Origin of the sequence: uncultured Kushneria sp. (genome assembly GCF_947497025.1) — a bacterium.
Taxonomy (GTDB): Bacteria; Pseudomonadota; Gammaproteobacteria; order Pseudomonadales; family Halomonadaceae; genus Kushneria.
In genome coordinates this window covers 372,464-395,119 of sequence record NZ_CANMFC010000002.1, presented here as the reverse complement: position 1 = coordinate 395,119, position 22,656 = coordinate 372,464, and the positions used below count along the sequence as shown (strand labels likewise).

The following is a 22,656-nucleotide window of genomic DNA, read 5'->3' as shown; positions in this document are numbered from 1 at the left end:
CACCGTCGAGATGAGTGCCTTCGAGCGTGCCCTGCATCATCGCCTCGAGCAGCAAAAGTCCGCCGGCCGCTATCGCCGGCGGCGCAGCCAGCGTGATGCCAGCGTGCATACCCGGATCAATGACCGGGGGATGCTGACCTTTTGCAGCAATGACTATCTGGGGCTGGCCACACATCCGCACGTGGTGGAGGCTCTGTGTGACGGCGCGCGCCAATACGGGGCCGGCGGCGGCGCCTCACACCTGGTCAACGGCCATCAGGAGATCCATGACCGGCTGGAGACGCAGCTGGCACAGTGGACCGGTCGTGAGCGAGCGCTGTTGTTTGGCAGCGGCTACCAGGCCAACCTGGGCGTCATCTCGGCGCTGATGTCCCGCGGCGGGCATGTTGTTCATGACCGACTCAACCACGCCTCACTGCTGGATGGCACCCGGCTTTCCGGTGCCCGGCTTCATCGCTTCGCGCATGGTGATCTGTCCGGTGCAGCGCAGGCACTGGCCGGGCTATCGCCGGACGCCGATCGACTGCTGGTCAGCGACGCCGTCTTCAGCATGGATGGTGACTGCGCCGATGTGGCCACCCTGGCCAGGCTGGCCGAGCGTTTTGATACGCCGCTGATGATTGATGATGCCCACGGCCTCGGCGTGCTGGGCGCCAATGGCGCCGGCACGCTGGAAGCGCAGAACGTGGCGGCCGACCGCGTACCCATTCTGGTCGGTACACTGGGTAAGGCGCTGGGCACCCAGGGTGCCTTTGTGGCCGGCAGCCACGCGCTGATCGAATCGCTGATCCAATTCGCCCGGCCCTTCGTCTACACCACAAGCCTCTCGCCGGCGCTGGCCGCGGCCACGCTGGCTGCCCTGGATATCGTTCAGACCGAACCGGAACGGCGTGCCCATCTGCATCACCTGATCCAGCGCTTTCGACGGGAACTGCTCACGCTGGCGCTGCCCGATATCACGCTGATGCCTTCCGAAACGCCCATTCAGCCTCTGCTGGTCGGCAGCGAACAGGCGGCGATGGCGCTGTCCAAGCGTCTTTATGAGGACGGCATTTTATGTACCGCCATTCGCCCGCCCACGGTCCCCCCGGGGCAGTCACGGCTGCGCGTCACCCTGTCGGCGGCCCACACGGAGGCCGACCTGGATCGGCTGCTCGACACCCTCGAGCGCTGCTGCCGGGCAGTGACCTCATGATGACCGCCTCTCCAACCCTGATCCTGCTGCCCGGATGGGCCATGGCACCCTCCTCGCTGATGGCACTGGCCGCTGAACTCAAGGCGCAGCTGCCCGGCTGGGTCATCGACTGCCCGCCCCTGCCGGCTACCAGCGATGACACCCTCGAGGTCTGGCTCGATGATCTTGATGCCCGCCTGCCCGAGCATGCCTGGCTGGCCGGCTGGTCGCTGGGCGGCATGCTTGCCATGGCGCTGGCCGACCGGCGCCGCGGGCACTGCCCCGGCGTTATCACGCTGGGCAGCAACTTGAGCTTCGTGACCCGACATGACTGGCGGCACGCCCTGCCGACGGCCACCCTCACGGCCTTTCAGGGCCGCTGGGCAAGCGCCCCGGAAAAGACCCGGTCACGCTTTTTCGCGCTGGTGGCCCGCGGCAGCGCCTCGTACGCCTCCATGATCCGCCAGCTTGAGCAGCATGCGGCAACCCTCACCATTGAGCAGGCACTGGCCGGGCTGTCGCTGCTGGCGCACATCGATCTGCAGACGCAGCTCGCCCCTGGTCTCTGCCCGAGGCTGCACCTTTTTGCCGAGCTTGATGCGCTGGTGCCCTCACACGCCGGTGAGGCCATTCACGAGTGGCAACCCGATAACAGCACGGTCCGTCAGCTGGCCGACACCGGCCATTCCTTTGTGATGGAGCACCCGGAAGCGTGCGCCCGACACATGGTGGCCTTTATCAAGCAAAGCGGGACAGGAGACGCCCATGAGTACTGAGGCGACCCTGCCCCTCAAGCACCGCATCGCGACGAGCTTCTCAAGGGCAGCACCTCACTATGACCACCACGCCGGTCTTCAGCGCGAGGTGGCCGATGATCTGCTTCGCGCCCTGCCGACAAGAGCCATGCCTCAGCGTCTGGCAGATGTCGGCTGCGGCACCGGCTACGTCACCCGCGGACTGCGCGCGCGCTATCCCGAGGCCACCATTACCGGCATTGACCCGGCCCCCGGCATGCTTGAGGAAGCAGCCCGCCGTCACGGCCATGGTCGGTTGTATTGGCAGTCGGGTGAGGCCGAGCAGCTGCCTTTTGCAGACGAGTGTCTGGACATGGTGGTGTCCAGCCTGGCCATTCAGTGGTGTGCCACACCAGAAGGTTTTCTCAGGGAAGCCGAGCGCACGCTGCGCCCGGGCGGATGGCTCGCCTTTACCACCCTGCTTGAGGGCACTCTGAACGAGTTGAAAACCGCCTTTAAAGCGCTTGAGTTCGGCCCCCAGGGCAACACGTTTCTCACTTTCGAGGCACTGAATCAGTACCTCAATCCCGGCCGTCTCACCACGCACTCGCTCAGTGTCAGCGATCACCGGGTCTTTCATGACAGCGCTGCGGCAAGCCTGCGGGCGCTGAAGGCGGTGGGTGCCGCCACACCGGACAAAACGGTCCGTCATGGCCTGATGAGCCGCCGGCACTGGGCAGGCGTCGCGCAGTCACTGGAGCGCTTTCGCACCTCGAAAGGCCTGCCCACCACCTACCGGGTCGCCCAGGTCCTCATGCAAAAACCCGACGAGCTATCCCATGACCGATTCCCCCTCTGACCGGCCCCCTGCGGCCTTTTTCGTCACCGGTACCGATACCGACGCCGGCAAGACCCTGATGACCTCAGGCCTGCTGTACGCCGCCCGTGCCCGAGGACTGACAACGGCTGCCGGCAAGCCCGTCGCCTCCGGCAGTGAGCGCACATCACACGGTCTGCGCAACGCCGATGCACTGGCCCTTCAGGCCCAGTGCACACCGACCCTGCCCTATGACGCGGTCAATCCAGTGGCGTTTGAACCGGCCATCGCCCCACATATTGCGGCCAGCGAAGCCGGGCGCGAGCTGTCGGTGGCATCGCTTCTGGCCCCCATGCAGACCCTGCTGGCCGCCAACGCCGACCTGACCCTGATCGAAGGCGCCGGGGGCTGGCGCGTCCCTCTGCGTGATGACGCCTGCCTCTCCGACCTGGCCATGGCGCTGAACCTGCCGGTCATTCTGGTGGTGGGGGTGCGGCTGGGCGCCATTAATCATGCGCGACTGACCCTGGAGGCCATCGAGCGGGACGGCCTGCGTGTGGCCGGCTGGGTGGCCAACGTCATCGATGGCCACACCGCCCGGCTGGAGACCAATCTGGCCACCCTTGAGCACTGGCTGAGCCGGCAAGGCGGCATTCCCTGCCTGGGCGTGGTCCCCCATCTGGCTGACCCGACGCCCGAACGGGTCAGCGCCTGTCTTGATATCGAATCCCTACTGGAGCCTCATGAACGATAACGCCACATGGATGCAGCGCGATCTCGCCAGCCTCTGGCACCCCTGCACACAGATGAAGGACCACGAAACCCTGCCGGTCACCCCCATCCGCTCGGGCAAGGGGGTGTGGCTTGAGGATTTCGAAGGCAGGCGCTACCTGGACGCCATCAGCTCCTGGTGGGTCAATATTCTTGGTCACGCCAACGAGCGCATCAACGAGCGGATCAAGACCCAGCTCGACACGCTCGAGCACGTCATTTTGTCGGGCTTTACCCATCAGCCGGTGATCGAGCTTTCCGAGCGGCTGGGCCGGCTGGCACCCGAAGGTCTGGGCCACTGCTTTTATGCCGACAACGGCTCCTCGGCGATCGAGGTCGCCCTGAAGATGAGCTATCACTACTGGCACAACCAGGGGCGGCCGGAGAAGCGACGGTTTCTGACCATCACCAACGGCTATCATGGCGAGACGCTCGGGGCGCTGTCGGTGGGCGATGTGGCGATTTTCACCGACACCTACCGCTCGCTGCTGCTGGATGTCATCAAGGTGCCGGCGCCGGACGGCTTCGGCCTGCCGCGCGATCAGTGGGTCGACCAGGCGCGGGCGGCCTTTGCCCACATGGAGGCGGCGCTTGAGCGTCACGCCGACGAGCTGGCCGCCGTGATCGTCGAGCCGCTGATCCAGTGTGCCGGCGGCATGCGCATGTATCCCCCGGAGTATCTGACCTGGCTGCGCGAGGCCTGCGACCGCCACAACGTGCAGCTGATCTTCGATGAAATTGCCGTCGGTTTCGGCCGCACCGGCACGATGTTCGCCTGCGAGCAGGCCGGTGTGCGTCCGGACTACCTGTGTCTGTCCAAGGCGATTACCGGTGGCTATCTGCCGCTGTCGGTGGTGATGACTACCGATGAGATCTACGCCGCCTTCTATGATGACTATGCAACGCTCCGAGCCTTTCTGCACTCGCACAGCTACACCGGCAACCCGCTGGCCTGTGCCGCGGCGCTGGCCATGCTCGACATTCTGGAAGACGACGATGTGATCGCGACCAATCGCGACAAATCGGCCCGGATCGAGCAGGTCACGGCACCGCTTCGCGAGCATCCGCAGGTGGGCGATGTGCGCCAGACCGGCATGGTGGTGGCCATCGAGATGGTCAAGGACAAAACGACGCTCGAACCCTATGACTTTCGCGAACGCCGCGGCCTGAAAGTGTTTCAGCACGCCATGTCCCGCGGCGCGATGCTGCGCCCGCTGGGCAACGTCATCTACTGGATGCCGCCCTATGTGATCACCCCGGAGGAGATCGACTTTCTCGGTGAAGTGACCCGCGAAGGGCTGGACCTGGCAACCGGGCAGTAGCGTCACCCTCACCGGCTTTTGACACGGAGAGCCCGGCCGGGCTCTCCGGTTTCAAATCTGCCCGCTGCAACATGCCTGCCACGTTCTCCCTACCAGTGATAGCGCAGCGTGGTCAGGATGGATCGGCCGTCACCGTAAAAGCCATTGTTGTAGGTATCGGCATAGGTGAGATAGTCCCGATCAAACAGATTGGTCACGTTGACGGCCAGGTCCACGTCCTCGGTCAGCACATAGTTCGCCATGGCATCGACCAGCGTATAGGAAGCTGACTTGCCACTGTTGGCATCATCAGTGTAGGAATCACCCACAAAACGGGTCCCCAGCCCCAGGGTCAGATCACCGCGGGCGCTGTCACCGGGAATCGTATAGTCCGCCCAGACGGAGGCGATGTGACGGGGTACCAGCATGGGCCGGTTACCCTCGTTGCCGCCAATGCCGTCTTCCTTGATTTCAGCGTCCCAGTACGAATACGCCGCGGTCATGTTGAGTCGATCACTCAGGGCCAGCTTGCCCTCAAGCTCCAGCCCGCGCACGTTGACCTCGCCGATCTGGCGATAGAGATTCTGGCTGACCTGCTTGACGACGTTTTCCTGGGTCAGATCAAAAGCCGCCAGCGTCACCAGCGCGTTGTCGGCCGGACGGTACTTCATGCCGACCTCGTACTGTTTGCCCTCCTGCGGCTCGGCGCTGCCCTCGATCAGGCTACGGCTTGAAGGCGGCTGGAAGGACTCCGAATAGTTGGTGTACAGCGAAAGGTTCTCCAGCGCCTTCCAGGTCAGCCCGGCCCGTTTGGTAAAGGCGTCGTCACTGTAGGACGCATCAGCCGTGTCCGTTTTGATCTCATCAAAGCGACCGCCCAGCGTCACGATCCAGCGATCATCGAAGGTCAGCTCTTCCTGCAGGTAGGTGCCGCGCGCGATCTGCTTCTGGTGAAAGTCGGGCTGTCGGGTCAGCTCGACACACGCCGCGCCGCAGTAGCTCGGGTTGTTGATATCGATTCCGCCGGCGCTGCCAAAGCGTGAGCGCTCATTGACCTCGTCGTTGTTGTAGTCAAAGCCTGCCAGCGTGCGGCTTTTGACGCCCGCAAAGGCATGATCAAACTGCAGCTGATTGTCGATGGCGTACTGGTCACGCTCGCCGGCGACCACATAGGCATCCCGGCTATTGGCCGGGTCGGCAGCACCGAGATAGACGTGCCGGTAGTCCATGTCCAGATGGGTATAGCGTGCGTTCTGGCGAAAGGTCAGACCGTTATCGAAGTCGTGTTCGAACAGGTAGCCGATATTGCGCTCGAAGCGGTCCATGTCGTTGAAGTCGGGCTCGCCGAGAAACGTTTTCGGGTCGATTTTCTGGCCCAGCGGTGTGGCATGGGAGGCATTGCCGCGACGCTTGTTGTAATCGGCCAAAAACGTCAGTGAGGTGGCATCATCCGGCTGCCAGGTCAGGGCCGGGGCAAAATAGAAGCGGTCATCGCGGGTCTCATCGGCGTCAAGCTCGGCGTCCTGCCATTTCGTGGTGATGCGGTAGGTCCACTCTCCGGCCTGATCGATCGGCCCGCCAAAATCGGCGCCGGTTTCGGTGTGGTCATCGCCCAGCGTGGTGTAGACCTCGCCGAAATCGTAATCGAGCGGGCGCTTGGTGATCGCATTGACCATGCCCCCCGGGGCGTTGAGACCAAACAGCGTTGATGTCGAGCCCTTGAGGACATCAATGCGCTGCAGGCCATAGGGTTCGAGCTTGCCGCCGGTAAAGTTGACCGTGCGCCGGGAGAGCCCATCGCGGTAGGTCCCCATGGAAGTACTATCAAAGCCGCGAATCATGAAGTAATCGTAGCGATCATCGCTGCCGTACTGATCCACCGCCACGCCGGCCGTATAGCCGATCGCCTGCTCAAGCCCCTGCACGTTGCGCGTGCGCATCTCCTCCTCGGTGACCGTCGAGACGCTATTGGAGAGATCAAGCACATCGGTGTCGGTCTTTGAGCCGGTCAGGGTGCGACGGGCCACGATGGAACTGTCCGGCCCGGCAGCGCTGTCAGGCACGGCGGCCGCCTCGACGGTCATGGTCTCAAGCGAGGCGTCGCCATTATCCTGCGCCATGACCGCGGTGGTCGGCAGCAGCCCACTCGCAGCCGCCATGACGGCGCCCAGAAGATGGGCACGAGAAACTGACGGTCGAAGGGTAACCGCCGCCGGAAAGCGTGATGACGTTGTCATGATGTCCCTTGCTGATGCGTTTGACGCACCCGTTATTGATATTAAAAAGCGAAGGGATTCTGGAAAGGCGTTCACTTAAAGTCAATAATAATCATTCTCAATAGAGTCTTTTTTAATATACCCGCACCACCATCGGCATCTTGCCCGAACGCCGGCAAGGTGCCATCGTCATGACATGACCCGGCGCACGGTGCGCCCGATTGAAGATGACAGGAGAGTATCCGGTGTTTATTGCCATGAACCGTTTTCGGGTCAATCCCGAACGAGTGGAGGAGTTCGAGCAGCTCTGGCTGGAGCGTGAAACCCACCTGCAGGGCCTGCCCGGCTTTGTCGAGTTTCATATGCTGCGCGGTCCGGCCGAGGAGGATCACGTGCTCTACGCCTCCCACACGATCTGGCGCTCGCGCGAGGATTTCGACGCCTGGACCCACTCCGAGGCCTTTCGCGCTGCGCATGCCAATGCCGGTCAGAGCCGCCGCGAAGGGCTCTATCTGGGACCGCCGAAATTTGAAGGGTTCGAGGTCATCCAAACCATCAGCGAGAAAAATCACGCCTGAGGCGTGATGGCCTGCCTGTCCACTGCGGAGCATTGTCATGAATGATCACGCCGATAGACGGCTGCTGGCCGTGGTGACCGGTGCCAATACGGGGCTGGGGTTTGAAACCGCCCGTGCCCTGATGCATCAGCACTACCGGGTCATCGTGGCGGCGCGTGATGAAGAAAAGGGGCAGGCCGCGGTAGAAGCGCTGCGGGCCGAGGCTCCCAAGGCCGACGTGCGCCTTGAGCGGCTTGATCTCAACCGGCTGACGTCAGTGCGGGAATTTGCCGCCCGCGTGCAGGCACGCGAGCCGTCGCTGGATCTTTTGATCAACAACGCCGGTGTCATGGCGCTGCCCCGGCGCGAGCTCACCGAGGAGGGCTTCGAACGTCAGTTCGGCGTCAATTACCTGAGCCACTTTCTGCTGACGAGCCTTTTGCTGCCACAGCTGATGCACGCCGCCGCCCCGCGGGTAGTGCAGCTATCAAGCCTTGCTCACCGGGGCGGGCGCATCGACTTCGATGATCTGCAGGGCGAACGGGATTACGACCCCTGGCGCGCCTATCGCCAGTCAAAGCTGGCCATGCTGATGTTCAGCCAGACCCTGCAGCGCCATAGCAACAGTGAGCTGTGGGGACTGGACAGCCTGGCCGCGCACCCGGGACTGTCGCGCACGGCGCTGTTCAACCACGGCGTCAAAAGCCGGCCGCTGGTGGGCACGCTCTTTCGTCTGGCCATGCCGCTTCTGAGCCAGAATGCCACCGAGGGTGCCCGGCCCACGATCCACGCCGCGACCGCCAGCGACATTCGCCCGGGCGATTACTTTGGTCCCGATGGCCCGGGGGAAACACGCGGGGCCCCCAAACGCGCCCGACTCTCAAAGGCGGCACGTGATCAGGCTGAAGGCGAGCGGCTCTGGCAGGTCTCCTGTGAGCTGACCGGCGCCGAGTGGCGCACTGAATAGCCTCACCGTCGACCCGGCGCGCCCCTGCGACACGACGCCCCGGCCGTTGAGCTGGCACAGGGGCCGGGCAACTGCTTTATTGAGGCCCTCCAGGGCGTCATGGACATGATGCCACCTGCCAATCAGAGGGAGTCGATCATGGGCAGAATCGATCAACGCATTGCCGTGGTTACCGGCGCCGCGACCGGCATCGGTGCCGCCACGGCGAAAGCCTTTGCCGAGGAAGGTGCCACCGTCATCTGCGCCGATATCAGCGAAGATGACGTGGCGCGCACCGTCCGCGCCATTGTGGAAGCCGGCGACCGGGCCGAGGGCCATACCCTGGATGTGTCCAGTGAAGAGGACGTCAAACGCTTCGCCAAAAAGGTCAGGGCCGATCATGGCCGACTGGATATCCTGTTCAACAACGCCGGTATCGATCAGGAAGGCGGCAAGCTGCACGAATATCCCACCGAGCTTTTTGACCGCATCATCGCCACCGACCTGCGCGGCACCTTTCTGGTCAGCAAGTATCTGATCCCGCTGATGCTGGACAACGGCGGCTCGATCATCAACACCACCTCGATGTCGGCGTCTGCCGGCGATCTGGATCGCTCGGGCTATAACGCGGCCAAGGGCGGTGTCGCCAACATGACCAAGACGATGGCGATCGACTACGGCCGCAGTGGCATTCGTGTCAACGCACTCGCCCCCGGCACCATCGAGACGCCGCTGGTCAGCAATCTGGCCGGCAGCCCGGAAGACGACAGCGGTCGACAGTTCCGCGAGGCCCAGAAGTGGGTCACGCCGATGGGTCGACTCGGCAGGCCCGAGGAGATGGCGAAGGTGGCGCTGTTTCTGGCCAGCGACGACAGCTCGTTTGTCACCGGCGAGACCATTCTCGCCGACGGCGGCGTGATGGCCTACACATGGCCCGGCAAGATGCTGTTTGAAAAGGGCTGGAAAACCGACTGAGTCTTTTATCCCTGCCGATCCGTTGATCCTTGTCGATTCATTCTTTCCCCTTTAAGCGCCCGCCCGGGCGCTTTTTTAATCTGTGCCGCCCGCGCCCTGGCCTTAAAGACGGTTTTCCGGTGCCGGTGAGGATGCGTAGGATAGGGCTTCCTTCGCCACGAGAGCGGCCATGCGTTACTCCCTGATGGTTATTGTCAGTCTTGTCGCCTGTCTGGGCGTTTCCTCCGTTCAGGCCTCCGAGACCACCCAGCGCGCCATGGCGCAGCAGAAGGCGCAGCTGCTCGAGCAGCGCGCCTCCAGCGAGGGCGGCGTTCAACCCCCGCCTCCCGACGTTCGCCTGACCCGTGACGGCACGCGCGCAATCGACCCGCGCGGTCAGGCACCGCTGGATGACGCGGTGACCTGTCTGGCCCGCTCCATCTACTGGGAAGCCAAGGGCACCAACGCTCGGGAGATGGAGGCCGTGGCCAATGTGATCATGAATCGTCTCGGCAGCAACGGCTTTCCCACGACCCTGTGCGGCGTGGTGCAGGAAGGCTCGGAAACCGGCAGCTGTCAGTTTTCCTGGTGGTGCGACGGTCGTCCGGATGAAGCCAATGAGCTGAAGGAGTACGCCGCCGCCCGCGAAATTGCCCGACGCGCGCTCAACGGCAGCCTGCGCGATCGCACGCACGGGGCGCTCTTTTTCCATCACCGCGGCATCACCCCGAACTGGGCATCGAGTTTTGTGCAGACGGCAGAAACCGGTCAGTTCCGGTTCTATCGCCCGCCGGGTTGAGCTCGTCCGATGTGACTGGCACAGACACTGCCAGCCGCTACGCTAAGGGGCCCGACATATCTTCGATATCAGGGCGGAGCGGCATCGATGGGCAGGAATCTTGTGGTGTGCTGCGATGGCACCAATCAGCAGTTCAGTCGCGTCAATACCAACGTGGTTCACCTGTTTCGCTTGATCAAACGTCACGGCGATCAACAAAAGGCCTTCTACAGCCCGGGCGTCGGCACCTTTGCCGCGCCCTTTTTCGGCATCAATGTGGGACAAGCACTGGGGCGCGCCCTGGGGGCGGCCTTCGGCTACGGCATCCAGCAGAACATGGAAGATGCCTACCGCTTTTTGATGAACGAATACGAGCCCGGCGACCGGGTCTTTCTGTTCGGCTTCAGCCGTGGCGCCTTCACGGCGCGCTCGCTGGCCTCGATGATCGACCGCTGCGGCATTCTTTATCCGCATCACGACAACATGGTGCAGGAGATCACCCGACGCTATCTGCGGGGTGATGACGCCACAAGCCTCAAGACCTTTCGCGACACCTTTGCCCGATCCTGCAAGCCCTGGCTGGTCGGCGTGTGGGATACCGTCGGGGCGCTGGGCTGTCTGATCTCGATGCGCAAGTTCCATAACCGCCGTCTGAGTCCGGGCGTGCGCTACGCCTTCCATGCCCTGGCTCTGGACGAAAAGCGCCGGCCTTTCTCGCCGACGCCCTGGGATGAAAGCAGCGCCGGTGACGAGCAGCACATCGAGCAGCGCTGGTTCGCCGGCAGCCACGGCGATGTGGGTGGCATGTACCCCGAGCGCGGACTCGCCGACATTACCCTGCGCTGGATGCTGGAGCGCGCCACCGAACACGGGCTGCTGCTGGAACAGAACGATCTGTCCCGTATCCAGGGGGACCCCTCGGGCGTGCTGCATCAAAAGGCCGCGGGGGCGTGGCAGCTGTTGGGTATCCGACATCGCCACTACCCGCCGGATGCCCTGATCGATGACAGCGTGCAGGCCCGTATCGAGCAGGTTGAAGGCTATCGACCGGCAGCCCGGGAAAAGCCCCGGGGCTGAAAGCGCTCTTCCCTGCCGCTTGAGGCCTTCTGCACCCATCCGCCATTACGCATGAATGAACCCTCTCCTTCATGATCTCGCTAAAGCCTTAAACCACCGGCCCTGACGGTGAACACCCTTTCGGCTCCCATCTGCCGACCGCCCCATGCCAGAGCGTGGCAAAGGATTCATCAAACCCGCCTCAGGCTGAAGTTTTGCGCATCACACCGCCCATGAGCACTTCTGCCAGGGCAGTGATCCCCCCGGACGTCTAGCGTTCGAGGCGACCCGAGCCACGTCGATACTCGACGGTGCCTGTCGCTGTACGCATCACAACCATCCATAACAACAATCCATGACAACCCCGGGAGCCTGACCCTTCATGCGTGTCATTGGCCGTCTGTTTACTCACATCGCCGAACGTTATCTGCCGGATGCCTTTGTTTTTCTGTTTTTTCTCACGCTTCTGGTGCTGGGGCTGGGCATCGTGTGGGGCGACGGCCACGCTCCCCGCCAGGTGCTGGACTACTGGGGCAACGGGTTTTTCAGTATTTATGAATTCACCTGTCAGATCATTCTGGTGCTGGTGAGTGGCTACGCGCTGGCCCATACCCGGCCGGTACGGCGGGCGCTGATCGCCTTTACCCGTCTGCCGCGCACCGAGGTGCAGGTCATCATCGCCACGACGCTGGTGGCCATGCTCTGCAGCTGGATTTCCTGGGGGTTCGGGCTGGTGGCCGGGGGCCTGATCGCCCGCGAGATGGGGATTGTTCACCGCGGCCGGGTGCACTATCCGCTGGTGGTGGCAGCGGCCTATTCGGGGTTTATCGTCTGGCACGGCGGCTACGGCGGCTCGATCCCGACCGTGATCGCCAATCCGGGCCACTTTCTGGAAGCCGAGATGGGCATCATTCCGGTGTCTCAGACGGTCTTTTCGATCGGCAATCTGGCCATTCTGGCGGCCATGGTGCTGGTGGTGCCGGCCGTACTGGTGTCAATGCGCCCGCGCGGCAACGAGCCCCGCACCAGTCTGCCGGACAGCGAGCAAAGCGATGACATGACCGCTCATCAGGACCCTGAGCGCGCGGACATGACGCCGGCCCAGCGCCTTGAGTACTCGCGACTGATCCCGCTGACGCTGGGCGTGATTGCGCTGCTCTGGCTGCTGGATCACTTCGTGACCGGCGGCGGGGTCAACATCAACACGGTCATTCTGGGCTTTTTTGCTCTGGGGCTGGTGTTTTCCCGTCATACCCGCGAATACATCGCCTTTTGTACCGGCGGGTCGCGTACGGCCTACGGGATTATCATGCAGTTTCCCTTCTACGCCGCCATGATGGGCGTGATCGGCGGCACCGGCATGGCCACCGATATCGGCAGTGGGCTGGTCTCGATCGCCTCCAGCGAAACACTGCCCTTTTATTCGTTCATTAGCGCCGGTCTGATCAACTTCTTTATCCCGGCCGGCGGCGGCCAGTGGGTCATGCAGGGACCGATCGTGATTGATGCCGCCCGCCAGCTCGATGCCGACATGGCCAATGTGGCCATGGCCGTGGCCTGGGGCGATGCCTGGACCAACATGGTTCAGCCCTTCTGGACACTGCCACTGCTGGCCATTGCCGGCCTGCAGATTCGCGACATCATGGGCTATACCTCGGTGGTCATGCTGGTGACCGGGGTCGTGCTGGGCATCGCCATGTTCCTGATCTGATCCCGGGGCGCCTTGCCCGAGTGAACGACCGTGTCCATCTTTAGTCTCACTCAGGGGATCGACGGACAGGGAGAGGACATGCGGGCAGCGGCGACAGGCAGACAGGGTGTCATCCTGATGACATGGGCCGTATTGAGCCTGTTGACAGGGATCACTGTGGCCGAAGAGCCCACGGCCCCTGCCCCGGTGGCCGAGTCGGTCAATGAGACCGCCGCCCTTGCGGTGGTTAACGCACCGGGAGATGACCGCGCCCCTGTCGCAGTGGATGAGGCGATGGCGCTTGAGGTGGCGGGTATTCTCAAGGCCGCCGCGGACAGCGCGCCGATTGTGCGGCTGGAGAAGGGCCTGCTGCGCGGTGAGCAGGCGCCGGGCTTTTCGGTCTATCGCGGCATTCCCTTTGCCGCACCTCCGGTGGGAGAGAACCGCTGGCGCCCACCGCAGCCCGTCCAGCCCTGGCAAGGCGTCCGCGAGGCCACACGATTTGGCCGCGACTGCATGCAAAAGCCACTGTCCAGCAGCGCCTCACCCGATGATGAGCGCCCCGATGAAGACTGTCTCTATCTCAATGTCTGGCAACCCGATGGCGCTCGGGGGGACGCGCCGGACAGCGCCCGGGATGACGCCCCTGATGAAGAAACCGCCGAGGCGGATGACACGGGCCTTCCGGTGGTGGTCTGGTTCTATGGCGGGGCCTACGTCAACGGCGGCGCGTCATCAAGGGCCTATGACGGCCAGAGTTTTGCCCGTGATGGCGTGATCTATGTCAGCCTGAACTATCGGCTGGGGCGCTTTGGCTTTTTCTCTCATCCAGCGCTGGACGGCGAAGACGGCAATGATGCCCCGGCGGGCAATTACGCCGTCATGGATCAGATTGCCGCGCTTGAATGGGTCAAACGCAACATTGACCGCTTCGGTGGCGACCCGAACCAGGTCACCCTGGTGGGCGAATCCGCCGGCGGCAACTCGATTCTCAACCTGATGGCAAGCCCTGCCACCGAAGGGCTCTTTCAGCGCGCCGTGGTGATGTCCGGGGGCGGCCGCGGGCTGCGCGCCGTGCGCCATGAGCTGCACGAAGATACCCCTGACAATCCATCGGCCGACACCTTCGGCACGCGCTTTGCCCACCGCCACGGCATCGAGGGCAACGATGAAGCCTCGCGTGAGGCGCTGCGCGCGCTGCCGGCCGAGGCGGTGACGGGGGATCTCAACATGAGCATGATGTATACCCCCAACCGCGAGCGCGAGACCTATGCCGGCGGGCCGGTGCGCGATGGCCGGCTTCTGGTCGATGAGACCCAGAACCGCTTCAGACAGCAGCAACAGCGAAGGATACCGCTGTTGATCGGCTCGACCAGCATGGATCTGGGGCGCGCCGATGCCGCCTCCAAAACCGAGCTGTTTGACGCCTTTGGCGATAATGCCGATCGCATGCGCGAACTCTATGACCCCAGTGGCAACGTCAACCTGAAAACGCTGACCAAGGAGATCGGGCGCGATCGCACCATGACGGAACCGGCGCGCTTTATTGCCGATGAAATGTACGCCGCCGGCCAGCCGGTGTGGCGCTATCGCTTCTCGCACGTCGCCGCCCCGCGCCGTGCCGACTGGGCAGGCGCGCCACATGCCACCGATATTCCCTATCTCTTTGACCGTCTTGATGAGCTCTACGGCGACGCCATTGATGACAGTGATCGCACCACGGCCACCGCCTTTCATCGCTACGTGGTCAACTTCGCGCTGACCGGCGACCCCAACGGCGAGGGCCTGCCACAGTGGCCACGGCACGACCCGCAGCAGGAAAAGCTGGTGGATTTCACTCAGGAGGACGGGCCGCAGGTGATGCGCGATCCCTGGTGGGAGCGGCTGGACATGATCGAGGGCCGCTGGGTGGCCGCCCCCGGCACCAGCACCGACCCGGACGATCACGGGTAACAGGCCCGACCTTCCGGCGTGGTCTATCCTGAGCGTTTGAACCAACGCAAACGGGACGTCGCATGCAACGCTGGTTGAAAGGACTGCTGACTCTGGGCCTGCTGGCCACGCCCCTGTGGGCCCTTGCCCAGGCCTCCCCATCCGACCCGGCCGTGACCCGGGTGGACATTGATGCCGGCGCGCTGCAGGGCAGCAGTGCGCTTGATGTGACGGCCTTCAAGGGCATCCCCTATGCAACGCCGCCAACGGGAGAGAATCGCTGGCGGCCACCGCAACCGGTGTCGCCCTGGCAGGGCGTGCACAAGGCCACCGGCTTCGGCCCGGACTGCATGCAGCGACCCGACCCGGGCGACGCCGCCCCGCTGGGCGTGACGCCATCGGAGGACTGTCTTTATCTCAATGTCTGGGCGCCGTCGGATGCCATTCCCGATCCGAAGGCCGATCGCGCCCCGACCAATCATCCGGTCCTGGTGTGGATTCACGGCGGGGGCTACGTCAACGGCGGCACCTCAACGCCCATTTACGATGGCAGCGCCTTCGCTCGCGACGGCGTGATCCTGGTCAGTCTCAACTATCGGCTGGGCCGTTTCGGCTTTTTTGCTCACCCCGCCCTGAGCCGCGAACAGCAAGGGAAGGCGCCGGGCAACTACGCCATCATGGATCAGCTGGCCGCACTTGAGTGGGTCCAGCGCAACATCGGCGCCTTCGGTGGCGATGCCGGCAACGTCACGATCATGGGGGAATCCGCCGGCGGTGCCTCGGTGCTGGATTTGACCGGTTCACCCGCCGCCCGCGGGCTGTTCCAGCGCGCCGTGGTGATGTCCGGCGGTGGCCGGGCGCTGATGGGACCCATGCCCGCGCTTTCCGGCGATCAGGGCGATCAGGGCGATCAGCCTTCGGCCAAAACGATCGGCGAGCATTTCGCCCGCCAGCACGGCATCGACGGCCGGGGGGAAGACGCGCTCGCGGCGCTCCGAAGGCTGCCGCCCGAACGGATTGTCGACGGGCTCAACATGAGCAGCCTCATGGCGTCACACCAGGGACCGCGCACCTGGGTCGGCGGCCCGATCCGCGATGGTGAACTGGTGTCCGGCGAGCCCGAAGGGATCTATCAGGCCGGACTTCAACAGCACGTGCCGATGCTGATCGGCACCACCGATGCCGATCTGGGCTTTAGCGGCGCTGACAGCATGGACGCACTGCTCACCCCCTTTGGTGAGGATGCCGACCGCGCCCGCGCGTTGTATGACGCCCAGGGCAGCGATGATGTGCAGCGCGTGGGGCGCGCCATCGGGATGGATCGCATGATGACCGAACCGGCGCGCTTTATTGCCGATCAGATGGCGGCCAGTGGCGAGCCGGTATGGCGCTACCGCTTCTCGCACGTCGGCCTTGAGGCGCGCGATGCCTGGCCGGGGGCGGTGCATGCCAGCGAGCTGCCCTATCTCTTTCGCACGCTCGAATCGCGCTACAACCATCTTGATGACAGCGACCGGGCCATGGCCTGGCAGTTCCATCGCTACGTGGTCAACTTCGCCCGGGGCGGCAATCCCAACGGCGGTGGCGCGCCCACCTGGCCGCTGCATACACCGCTGTCGAATCTGATGATGGACTTCACGCAAAATCAGGGGCCGGTGGCCCGCCAGGACCCGTGGCAGGCACGGCTGGATCTGATCGAGCGCCACCTGACGCCGATTCTCGATCATTGACGGCCTCGCGTTTTGCCTTCATGGACGTTAGGGGCGAGGGGCTACGACTTTGGTAACTTTAAGTAACAAATGAATCAAGAAGGTCACCGAGTCGCCGATAAAGGCGGGGAACATCTTCTGGATTCCCGCCATCATGAAACTGGATCGCTTCTACGCACAGGCCAACGAACAGGACGCTTTACTCCAGGATGAAGCCGCGCATGACGCCCTCATGAGCGCGCTGTCTCCCTGCCAGCAGCTGGAACAGAACTACACGAGTCTGATCAGACGCGAGGAGTCTTTGCGTCTGGCCTGGCAGGAAACGCCCGACACGCTGCGTCTTCTCTTGCAGGAGACGCCGCTCGCCCGTCTGCTGGAAAGCCTTTAAACCTGGTGACCCAGGCCGATTTTTCTGTCATGACCTGATGTTGCGCCATGATACAACCCGAGACATCGCACAACTCTGCACACACGGTAACCGTTTCTGGTGGCATGATCGGCCTCCCTTGCCGATCGGCCATCCTTCGGCGTTATCCCCCTGAAAAAGCAGCTTCATGAACAAGGCACTCATCAATACCGCCTGGATTCTTGGCGAAAAGGTCATGTTGGCGCTGGCCGGTATTTTCATCACGGTCTATGTCGCTCGCTATCTGGGCCCCAGCGAGTTCGGCCTGATCAGTCTGGCGCTGGCGATCGTGGCCCTGATCACGCCGTTGGTGAAGCTTGGCAGTGAAAGCGTCATTTTTAACAGACTGGCCTACAATCAGGAAAGCGGGCTGCTTTTGATAGGCGCTTCAAAGCGGGTACGTTTTGTAAATTTTCTGGTTATTAACGTCATTATAACGACGGGCGCTTTTTTTTATTTTGACACTCTTCATAAAATGCTGGTCTTCACCATCATTATATGGGGCAGTTATTTTATAACGACAGAAATTTATAGCGTCTTTTTCAATGCGACCTTAAGTTCTAAATTTAACACCATTGCGCAAAACGGCTCCTTGGCTGCTGCCGTCGTCTTGAAATTAATCTTTATACATGCCGGGGCTACCGTTGCCTTTTTTGCCGCTGCCAATATTATTCAATGGTTCCTATCATGGGTCATTAAACGCTATTTCTTTAACAAGGAAATAAAACTCAAGGCTCAGACAGTACGACAGCGCAGCCGTCGTCATGCACGTCATTTATTGCATGCAGGTTTACCACTTGCCATTTCCAGTCTGTCCATCGCGCTCTACACACGTACGGACCAGGTCATGCTGGGCGCGATGCTTGATGAAACTCATGTCGGCTGGTACAGCGCAGCACTGACCCTGGCTCAGGGATGGCTAATGTTCCCTGTTGCCTTGATGACATCATGGATGGTCGGCATCAATGAAGCCGCCAGAAACAATAACATTCCGTTTTTTGAACGCCGAATCAAAAACATGTTTATTGTTGTGTTCTTTATGGCGCTGTTACCGGCCCTGGTCATGGGTATCTTTCGAGACCCAATCATTGCCCTGGTTTATGGTGACAGTTATACCCCGGCGGGCAGCATATTGGCCATTACTGCCATTTCTTCAGTATTCTCGGCCTATGGCACGGCAGCCTATCGTGTTATTACGGTCATGGGCGGCTACGGGTTTCTATTGAAGAAAATGCTTTTTGTCAGTTTGCTCAATGTGATCCTCAACTATATGTTGATCCCTCGGTATGGAATGATCGGCGCAGCACTGGCGACGCTAACGGCTGAAATTCTTTCCGCGCTGGTGCTTAACGCCTTTTACCAAAAAGGAAGAGTGCTAAGACTTCAGATAACGGCTTTTTTGCCCAGAAAAGCAACGACCTGAATAAGTGCCATGGCACACTTTCAACATTGGGTCATCAATATCTGAGCCCGACAGCTCTAACCTGATGAAAACCCTCTCGGAGGGATTGAGCTAAAGGCCGTATGGCATGATCGACGATCTTCTTCTCGCCGGCACAATAAGACCCCCGGACAGCACGCTGTCCGAGGGCCTTATTGATGATATGCGTGCTTTCATCACCACTTCTCCCTGATGACGCGGCCGAGCGCATCGACACCCGGGTGCGATCGGCATAAGGTTTTTGTCCCGGGATACCCCCCTCGACAACAACACTTATGATCAGGAACCCCCATGACCGCTCTTGAGTCCTACCCCAGCGCCGAGCAACTGCGCCAGTGGCGCCACGATTTCCATCGCCATCCCGAAATTGCCTTTGAAGAGCAGCGCACCAGCGCGCGCGTCGCCGAGCTGCTGCGCGAGGCCGGTATCGAGGTCCACACCGGGCTGGCCGGTACCGGCGTGGTCGGCACGATCGAGGGCGCTCGCGGTCCGGGCCGCACCATCGGCCTGCGCGCCGATATCGACGCGCTGGCCATCGAGGAGGCCACCGGTCTGGACTGGGCCTCTACCACGCCCGGTCGCATGCACGCCTGCGGCCATGACGGTCATACCACCATGCTGCTGGGCGCGGCCTGGGCGCTGGCGCGCAATCCCGACTTTGAAGGCCGCGTGCACCTCATCTTTCAGCCGGCCGAGGAAAACGAGGGTGGCGCCCGGGTCATGATCGAGGAGGGGCTTTTTGATCTTTTCCCCATGGACGCCGTCTATGGCCTGCACAACTGGCCGGGCATGCCGGTCGGCGAAGCCGCCGTCCACAGTGGTCCTTCCATGGCGGCCTTTGATGTCTTCACCCTACGCCTGTCCGGCCGGGGCTGTCATGCGGCCATGCCGCACATGGGCGATGACGTCATCCTGGCGGGCTGCGAGCTGGTGACGCAGCTGCAGGGGTTGATCAGCCGGGAGCGCCCGGCGCATCAGCCGGCGGTGCTGAGCGTGACCCAGTTTCACGGCGGCGATGCCTTCAACGTCATGCCGGCCACGGTAGAGCTGCGCGGCACCCTGCGCTGCTTTGATCCGGCCCTTCGCGAGCATCTTGAAAAGCGCTTTCGTGAAGCGATCCAGGCCTGTGCCGATTTCCACGGCCTGACGGTCGAGCTCGATTATCAGTCCCGTTACCCGGCCACCATCAACGATGCCGAACACGCCGCCCGCTGCGCCGAGGTGCTGGAAGGCATGACGGAGATTCAAAGGGTCCATTACGACCTGCCGCCCTGCATGGCCTCGGAGGACTTTGCCTTCATGCTGGAGAAGTGTCCGGGCGCCTATATCTGGATGGGCAACGGCGACAGCGCCGCTCTGCATAATCCCGGCTATGACTTCAACGACGCCCTGGCCCCGGTGGGAGTGGTCTGGTGGCAGGCACTGGTCAGACGGCTGCTGAACTGATCTGTGTGCGTGCCTCGAACGATATCGACAGCTTCGAGCAGCTGATGCGCTGCGCCGATCTTGCCCTTTACAATGTCGAGATCCTGCACCTGCTCAAGCAGCTGGGCGTGCGCATCGTGCTGGATGACTTCGGTACCGGCTACTCGTCGCTGCACTATCTGCGCTCTTTTCCCTTTGACCGAATCAAGATCGGTCAGAGCTTTATCCGCGAGATGTGCGACAGTCGCGAGGCACTGGCCATCGTGCGCGCCGTCACCGGCATGGGCAAAAGCCTCGAGATAGAAGTCACCGCCGAAGGCGTTGAACGCCCCGAGCAGATGGCCCTGCTTCAGCAGGAAGGCTGCTCGCACCTTCAGGGCTTTCTGCTCGGCCGCCCCGGACCAGCCGCCGACATTGTTTCCGGGTCAACGAACGCTATCGAGCCCGGGTCGCGACGCGCCAGGAACTGATCAGATGGCGGCGCTGCCCCTGCTGATCCAGCAGCCGACCGGCCACCTCGGCCAGCGGCGTCATCTGATGACAGATCATGGCCAGCTGAGAGTGCACCAGCCGGCGGGCATCCTCGGCCTCCTCCGGCAGCTGCTCGAGAAAGGCCACCATCGACTCGGGCGGCGGTGACAGCGCTCCAGGCGCCTGACGATGGGCCAGCGCCTGCGCAATGGTCGAGAGATAGCCACTGATGGCCTCGAACACCACTTCCAGCTCCTGCACATCCAGTCGTTCACTGACGCTGCGCCGGTGCGCCCCCAGCGCCGACAGATGTCCAAGAATACTGTGGGTGATCACCAGCAGCCGATACCCCTCATCGGCATCATGGCGGTACTGCCCCGGCTCCTGCATGACGCTGGCCAGGCGCGTCGACAGCGCGGCATCGGCGTTGTGGGCATTGCGCCGAGCCAGCCGGTAGGCCAGATCATCGCGCTTGCCGCTGCGATACTGACGCACGATTTCACCAAAGTAGGCCTCGCTGGCCGTAACCACCGACGCCGCCTCCCGATTGAGCCGCCGCCCCTGCCAGTCCGGCAGGATCAACAGCACCGCCAGCGCCGCAAGCCCCGCCCCGAGCAGCGTGTCGAACAGCCGCGGCCAGATCAGATCAAACCCGTCGCCGACCTGGTTGAAGCAGGCCAGTACCATCAGCGTGATGGCGGCAGTGGCGATCATGTAATGACGAATGCGGGCGGCAAAAAACAGTACCCCGGCCAGCACCGCAATCAGGGCCTGGGCGGCGTCCCAGGGGAAAAGCGTGATCAGCGCCCAGCCGGCCACCAGCCCCAGCACGGTACCGATGATGCGCTGGCGCAAAAAGCGGTGGGTCGCGCCGAAGCTCGGCCGGCAGACAAACAGCGTCGTCAGCAGAATCCAGTAGCCCTGGGTGGGGTGAATCAGGCGCAGCAGCAGATAACCCGCCACCAGCGCCGTGGAGAGGCGCAGGGCGTGACGAAAGATCGGTGAAGAGGTCCGAAAGTGCCCGCGCAGGCGCTGCCAGCCGTCGTGCAGGCTGCTCGGCGAACGATCCAACAGTTTACGGTCGGGTTCATCAAGCGTCATTTCCGGGTTGTCGACGCGGGTCAGCTGGCGCTCCAGCTCGCCCAGATTGATGGCCAGCGAGGTCAGCGAGCGCAGCAGCCGGTGATTCTGGCGGACGTTTTCGCCGGGCGTATGGCGCTTGAGGTACTCGATCGAGGCCCGCAGATCCCCCAGCGCCTGCTCGCTTTCGCCGTGATCAAACGACTGACGCAACAACAGCGCCCTGCCCAGCGCCCGGCAGGACTGCCCCTGCTGGTACAACAGCCGCTGACAGCGAAACAGCACATCACTGTGAAAGAAGTGCTCGGCCAGCGCGTCGTAATCGTAGTGGGTGGAGCTGGCGCGCTCGTGGATGTCCTGAGCGATCAGATACAGACGCAGGTAGCGGTCAATGCGCGCACTGTTGTGCTGGCCCTGAAGCCGCGAAAAGATCATCTCCTTGGCCTCGTTGAGCGCGCTGACCACGCGGCCGTTCTGACGCGCCAGCGCCAGCCGGCGAGCGCTGCGATCCACCTCGCGCAGCGGTTCGAACAGCGAGGCCTTGATGGCGAGATACTCCCCCAGTTCCGTCATGAGCGCTGCCAGGCTCTGGCGCACCGGCTGATGGGTAAACAGTGCCTGCCAGACAATCGACAGCGCCCCATACCAGGCGGCGCCGGCAACCAGTAAAAGCGGCCCGTGCCAGAGGTTGTCCGGCGTTGCGCCGCCGCGCTGTTCGATATTGATCATGGTGTAGACCGACAAGATCAGCGTCGCCGTCGTGATGGTGGCGTAGCGCTGGCCGATGGCGCCGAGCATGATCATCAAAAAGGTGGCAAGGCCCAGTCCGATGCCAAACAGCCACGGGTGAACAAAGGTCAGCTCTACGGCAAACGAGGCAATGGCGAAACAGACCAGCGTCACGATCAGCGCCCGCAGTCGGCCCTGCCAACTGTCATCGGTCTCGGCCAGGGCGCTGGCAATCACGCCCAGAAACAGCGGAATCATCTGTTCGATGTGACCCAACAGCCAGCTCCAGAGCATGACCCCGGTCAGCGCGATAAACACGCGCAGGCTGTAGGCAAAGGCATCCAGCGCCCAGAGACGGCGCAGTGAATGGGTCAGGCGATCGAACATGGCGCTGGCATCCACGGGTGACAGGACAGCGGGGCGTACCGGGCACCCCGTAACAGCGCGAACATAACAGAAAGGCAATCGA

19 protein-coding genes are annotated in these 22,656 nt (G+C 62.7%); 17 read left to right on the top strand and 2 right to left on the bottom strand.

The genetic code is table 11. From position 1 onward, the window contains the following. Nucleotides 1–10 precede the first annotated feature (10 nt). Genes bioF through Q0931_RS05095 form a run of 5 tightly spaced genes read left to right on the top strand, consistent with a single transcriptional unit; the run spans nt 11 to nt 4,818 of the window. Nucleotides 11–1,195 carry an 8-amino-7-oxononanoate synthase gene (gene bioF, locus Q0931_RS05115; protein ID WP_299257915.1) on the top strand — a complete coding sequence of 395 codons (1,185 nt, stop codon included), beginning with the start codon at nt 11–13 and terminating at the stop codon, nt 1,193–1,195. Next, nucleotides 1,192–1,950 (top strand): alpha/beta fold hydrolase, encoded by a 759-nt coding sequence (locus Q0931_RS05110; protein WP_299257913.1) that lies wholly within the window; start codon nt 1,192–1,194, stop codon nt 1,948–1,950. Before bioF ends, Q0931_RS05110 begins: the two co-directional genes overlap by 4 nt. Then, complete coding sequence (bioC, locus tag Q0931_RS05105) at nt 1,940–2,767, top strand: malonyl-ACP O-methyltransferase BioC (RefSeq protein WP_299257911.1); 828 nt, start codon at nt 1,940–1,942, stop codon at nt 2,765–2,767. The genes Q0931_RS05110 and bioC overlap by 11 nt, the downstream gene beginning before the upstream one ends. After that, nucleotides 2,748–3,479 (top strand): dethiobiotin synthase, encoded by a 732-nt coding sequence (gene bioD / locus Q0931_RS05100; protein ID WP_299257909.1) that lies wholly within the window; start codon nt 2,748–2,750, stop codon nt 3,477–3,479. The genes bioC and bioD overlap by 20 nt, the downstream gene beginning before the upstream one ends. Then, nucleotides 3,469–4,818 (top strand): adenosylmethionine--8-amino-7-oxononanoate transaminase, encoded by a 1,350-nt coding sequence (locus tag Q0931_RS05095; RefSeq protein ID WP_299257907.1) that lies wholly within the window; start codon nt 3,469–3,471, stop codon nt 4,816–4,818. The genes bioD and Q0931_RS05095 overlap by 11 nt, the downstream gene beginning before the upstream one ends. 89 nt (nt 4,819–4,907) lie before the next feature. Here the strand turns inward: Q0931_RS05095 and Q0931_RS05090 are convergent, their stop codons facing one another. Next, a complete protein-coding gene (locus Q0931_RS05090) occupies nt 4,908–7,034 on the bottom strand; it encodes a TonB-dependent siderophore receptor (RefSeq protein ID WP_299257905.1) in 2,127 nt (708 codons plus the stop codon). 224 nt (nt 7,035–7,258) lie between these two features. Here Q0931_RS05090 and Q0931_RS05085 point away from each other — a divergent pair, with 224 nt between their 5' ends. From Q0931_RS05085 to Q0931_RS05030, 12 genes are all read left to right on the top strand, one after another. Then, on the top strand, nt 7,259–7,591 hold the full coding sequence (locus Q0931_RS05085) for an antibiotic biosynthesis monooxygenase (protein ID WP_299258202.1): 333 nt from the start codon (nt 7,259–7,261) through the stop codon (nt 7,589–7,591). A 37-nt stretch (nt 7,592–7,628) separates the two neighbouring features. Then, the gene (locus Q0931_RS05080) at nt 7,629–8,537 is read left to right on the top strand and encodes an oxidoreductase (protein ID WP_299257903.1); all 909 of its coding nucleotides are present in this window, start codon (nt 7,629–7,631) and stop codon (nt 8,535–8,537) included. A 138-nt stretch (nt 8,538–8,675) separates the two neighbouring features. Then, nucleotides 8,676–9,491 carry an SDR family oxidoreductase gene (locus Q0931_RS05075; protein WP_299257901.1) on the top strand — a complete coding sequence of 272 codons (816 nt, stop codon included), beginning with the start codon at nt 8,676–8,678 and terminating at the stop codon, nt 9,489–9,491. Between the two features lie 169 nt (nt 9,492–9,660). After that, nucleotides 9,661–10,269: a cell wall hydrolase gene (locus tag Q0931_RS05070; protein WP_299257899.1), complete on the top strand. Its 609-nt coding sequence runs from the start codon at nt 9,661–9,663 to the stop codon at nt 10,267–10,269. An 87-nt stretch (nt 10,270–10,356) separates the two neighbouring features. After that, the gene (locus Q0931_RS05065; RefSeq protein WP_299257897.1) at nt 10,357–11,325 is read left to right on the top strand and encodes a DUF2235 domain-containing protein; all 969 of its coding nucleotides are present in this window, start codon (nt 10,357–10,359) and stop codon (nt 11,323–11,325) included. A 361-nt stretch (nt 11,326–11,686) separates the two neighbouring features. Continuing rightward, the gene (locus Q0931_RS05060; RefSeq protein WP_299257895.1) at nt 11,687–13,015 is read left to right on the top strand and encodes a TIGR00366 family protein; all 1,329 of its coding nucleotides are present in this window, start codon (nt 11,687–11,689) and stop codon (nt 13,013–13,015) included. 30 nt (nt 13,016–13,045) lie between these two features. Beyond that, entirely contained in the window at nt 13,046–14,947 is a 1,902-nt protein-coding gene (locus tag Q0931_RS05055; RefSeq protein WP_299257893.1) for a carboxylesterase family protein, read from the top strand. Nucleotides 14,948–15,009: 62 nt separating this feature from the next. Next, nucleotides 15,010–16,656: a carboxylesterase family protein gene (locus Q0931_RS05050; protein WP_299257891.1), complete on the top strand. Its 1,647-nt coding sequence runs from the start codon at nt 15,010–15,012 to the stop codon at nt 16,654–16,656. Between the two features lie 133 nt (nt 16,657–16,789). Further along, nucleotides 16,790–17,023, top strand: coding sequence for a hypothetical protein (locus Q0931_RS05045; RefSeq protein ID WP_299257889.1), 234 nt, complete (start codon nt 16,790–16,792; stop codon nt 17,021–17,023). 166 nt (nt 17,024–17,189) lie between these two features. Then, a complete protein-coding gene (locus Q0931_RS05040) occupies nt 17,190–18,464 on the top strand; it encodes a flippase (RefSeq protein WP_299257887.1) in 1,275 nt (424 codons plus the stop codon). Between the two features lie 309 nt (nt 18,465–18,773). Beyond that, nucleotides 18,774–19,928 (top strand): M20 aminoacylase family protein, encoded by a 1,155-nt coding sequence (locus Q0931_RS05035; protein ID WP_299257885.1) that lies wholly within the window; start codon nt 18,774–18,776, stop codon nt 19,926–19,928. Continuing rightward, on the top strand, nt 19,895–20,377 hold the full coding sequence (locus tag Q0931_RS05030) for an EAL domain-containing protein (RefSeq protein WP_299257883.1): 483 nt from the start codon (nt 19,895–19,897) through the stop codon (nt 20,375–20,377). The genes Q0931_RS05035 and Q0931_RS05030 overlap by 34 nt, the downstream gene beginning before the upstream one ends. Here the strand turns inward: Q0931_RS05030 and yccS are convergent. Next, on the bottom strand, nt 20,343–22,574 hold the full coding sequence (gene yccS, locus Q0931_RS05025; RefSeq protein WP_299257881.1) for a YccS family putative transporter: 2,232 nt from the start codon (nt 22,572–22,574) through the stop codon (nt 20,343–20,345). The genes Q0931_RS05030 and yccS overlap by 35 nt on opposite strands. Nucleotides 22,575–22,656 lie beyond the last annotated feature (82 nt).

Coding starts and splice junctions, on each gene's coding strand:
- Q0931_RS05065 (WP_299257897.1), top strand. CDS start 10,357: ATGGGCAGGAATCTTGTGGTGTGCTGCGATGGCACCAATCAGCAGTTC.
- Q0931_RS05035 (WP_299257885.1), top strand. CDS start 18,774: ATGACCGCTCTTGAGTCCTACCCCAGCGCCGAGCAACTGCGCCAGTGG.
- Q0931_RS05110 (WP_299257913.1), top strand. CDS start 1,192: ATGATGACCGCCTCTCCAACCCTGATCCTGCTGCCCGGATGGGCCATG.
- Q0931_RS05075 (WP_299257901.1), top strand. CDS start 8,676: ATGGGCAGAATCGATCAACGCATTGCCGTGGTTACCGGCGCCGCGACC.
- bioD (WP_299257909.1), top strand. CDS start 2,748: ATGACCGATTCCCCCTCTGACCGGCCCCCTGCGGCCTTTTTCGTCACC.
- Q0931_RS05070 (WP_299257899.1), top strand. CDS start 9,661: ATGCGTTACTCCCTGATGGTTATTGTCAGTCTTGTCGCCTGTCTGGGC.
- Q0931_RS05045 (WP_299257889.1), top strand. CDS start 16,790: ATGAAACTGGATCGCTTCTACGCACAGGCCAACGAACAGGACGCTTTA.
- Q0931_RS05090 (WP_299257905.1), bottom strand. CDS start 7,034: ATGACAACGTCATCACGCTTTCCGGCGGCGGTTACCCTTCGACCGTCA.
- Q0931_RS05040 (WP_299257887.1), top strand. CDS start 17,190: ATGAACAAGGCACTCATCAATACCGCCTGGATTCTTGGCGAAAAGGTC.
- Q0931_RS05050 (WP_299257891.1), top strand. CDS start 15,010: ATGCAACGCTGGTTGAAAGGACTGCTGACTCTGGGCCTGCTGGCCACG.
- Q0931_RS05080 (WP_299257903.1), top strand. CDS start 7,629: ATGAATGATCACGCCGATAGACGGCTGCTGGCCGTGGTGACCGGTGCC.
- Q0931_RS05095 (WP_299257907.1), top strand. CDS start 3,469: ATGAACGATAACGCCACATGGATGCAGCGCGATCTCGCCAGCCTCTGG.
- bioC (WP_299257911.1), top strand. CDS start 1,940: ATGAGTACTGAGGCGACCCTGCCCCTCAAGCACCGCATCGCGACGAGC.
- bioF (WP_299257915.1), top strand. CDS start 11: ATGAGTGCCTTCGAGCGTGCCCTGCATCATCGCCTCGAGCAGCAAAAG.
- yccS (WP_299257881.1), bottom strand. CDS start 22,574: ATGTTCGATCGCCTGACCCATTCACTGCGCCGTCTCTGGGCGCTGGAT.
- Q0931_RS05060 (WP_299257895.1), top strand. CDS start 11,687: ATGCGTGTCATTGGCCGTCTGTTTACTCACATCGCCGAACGTTATCTG.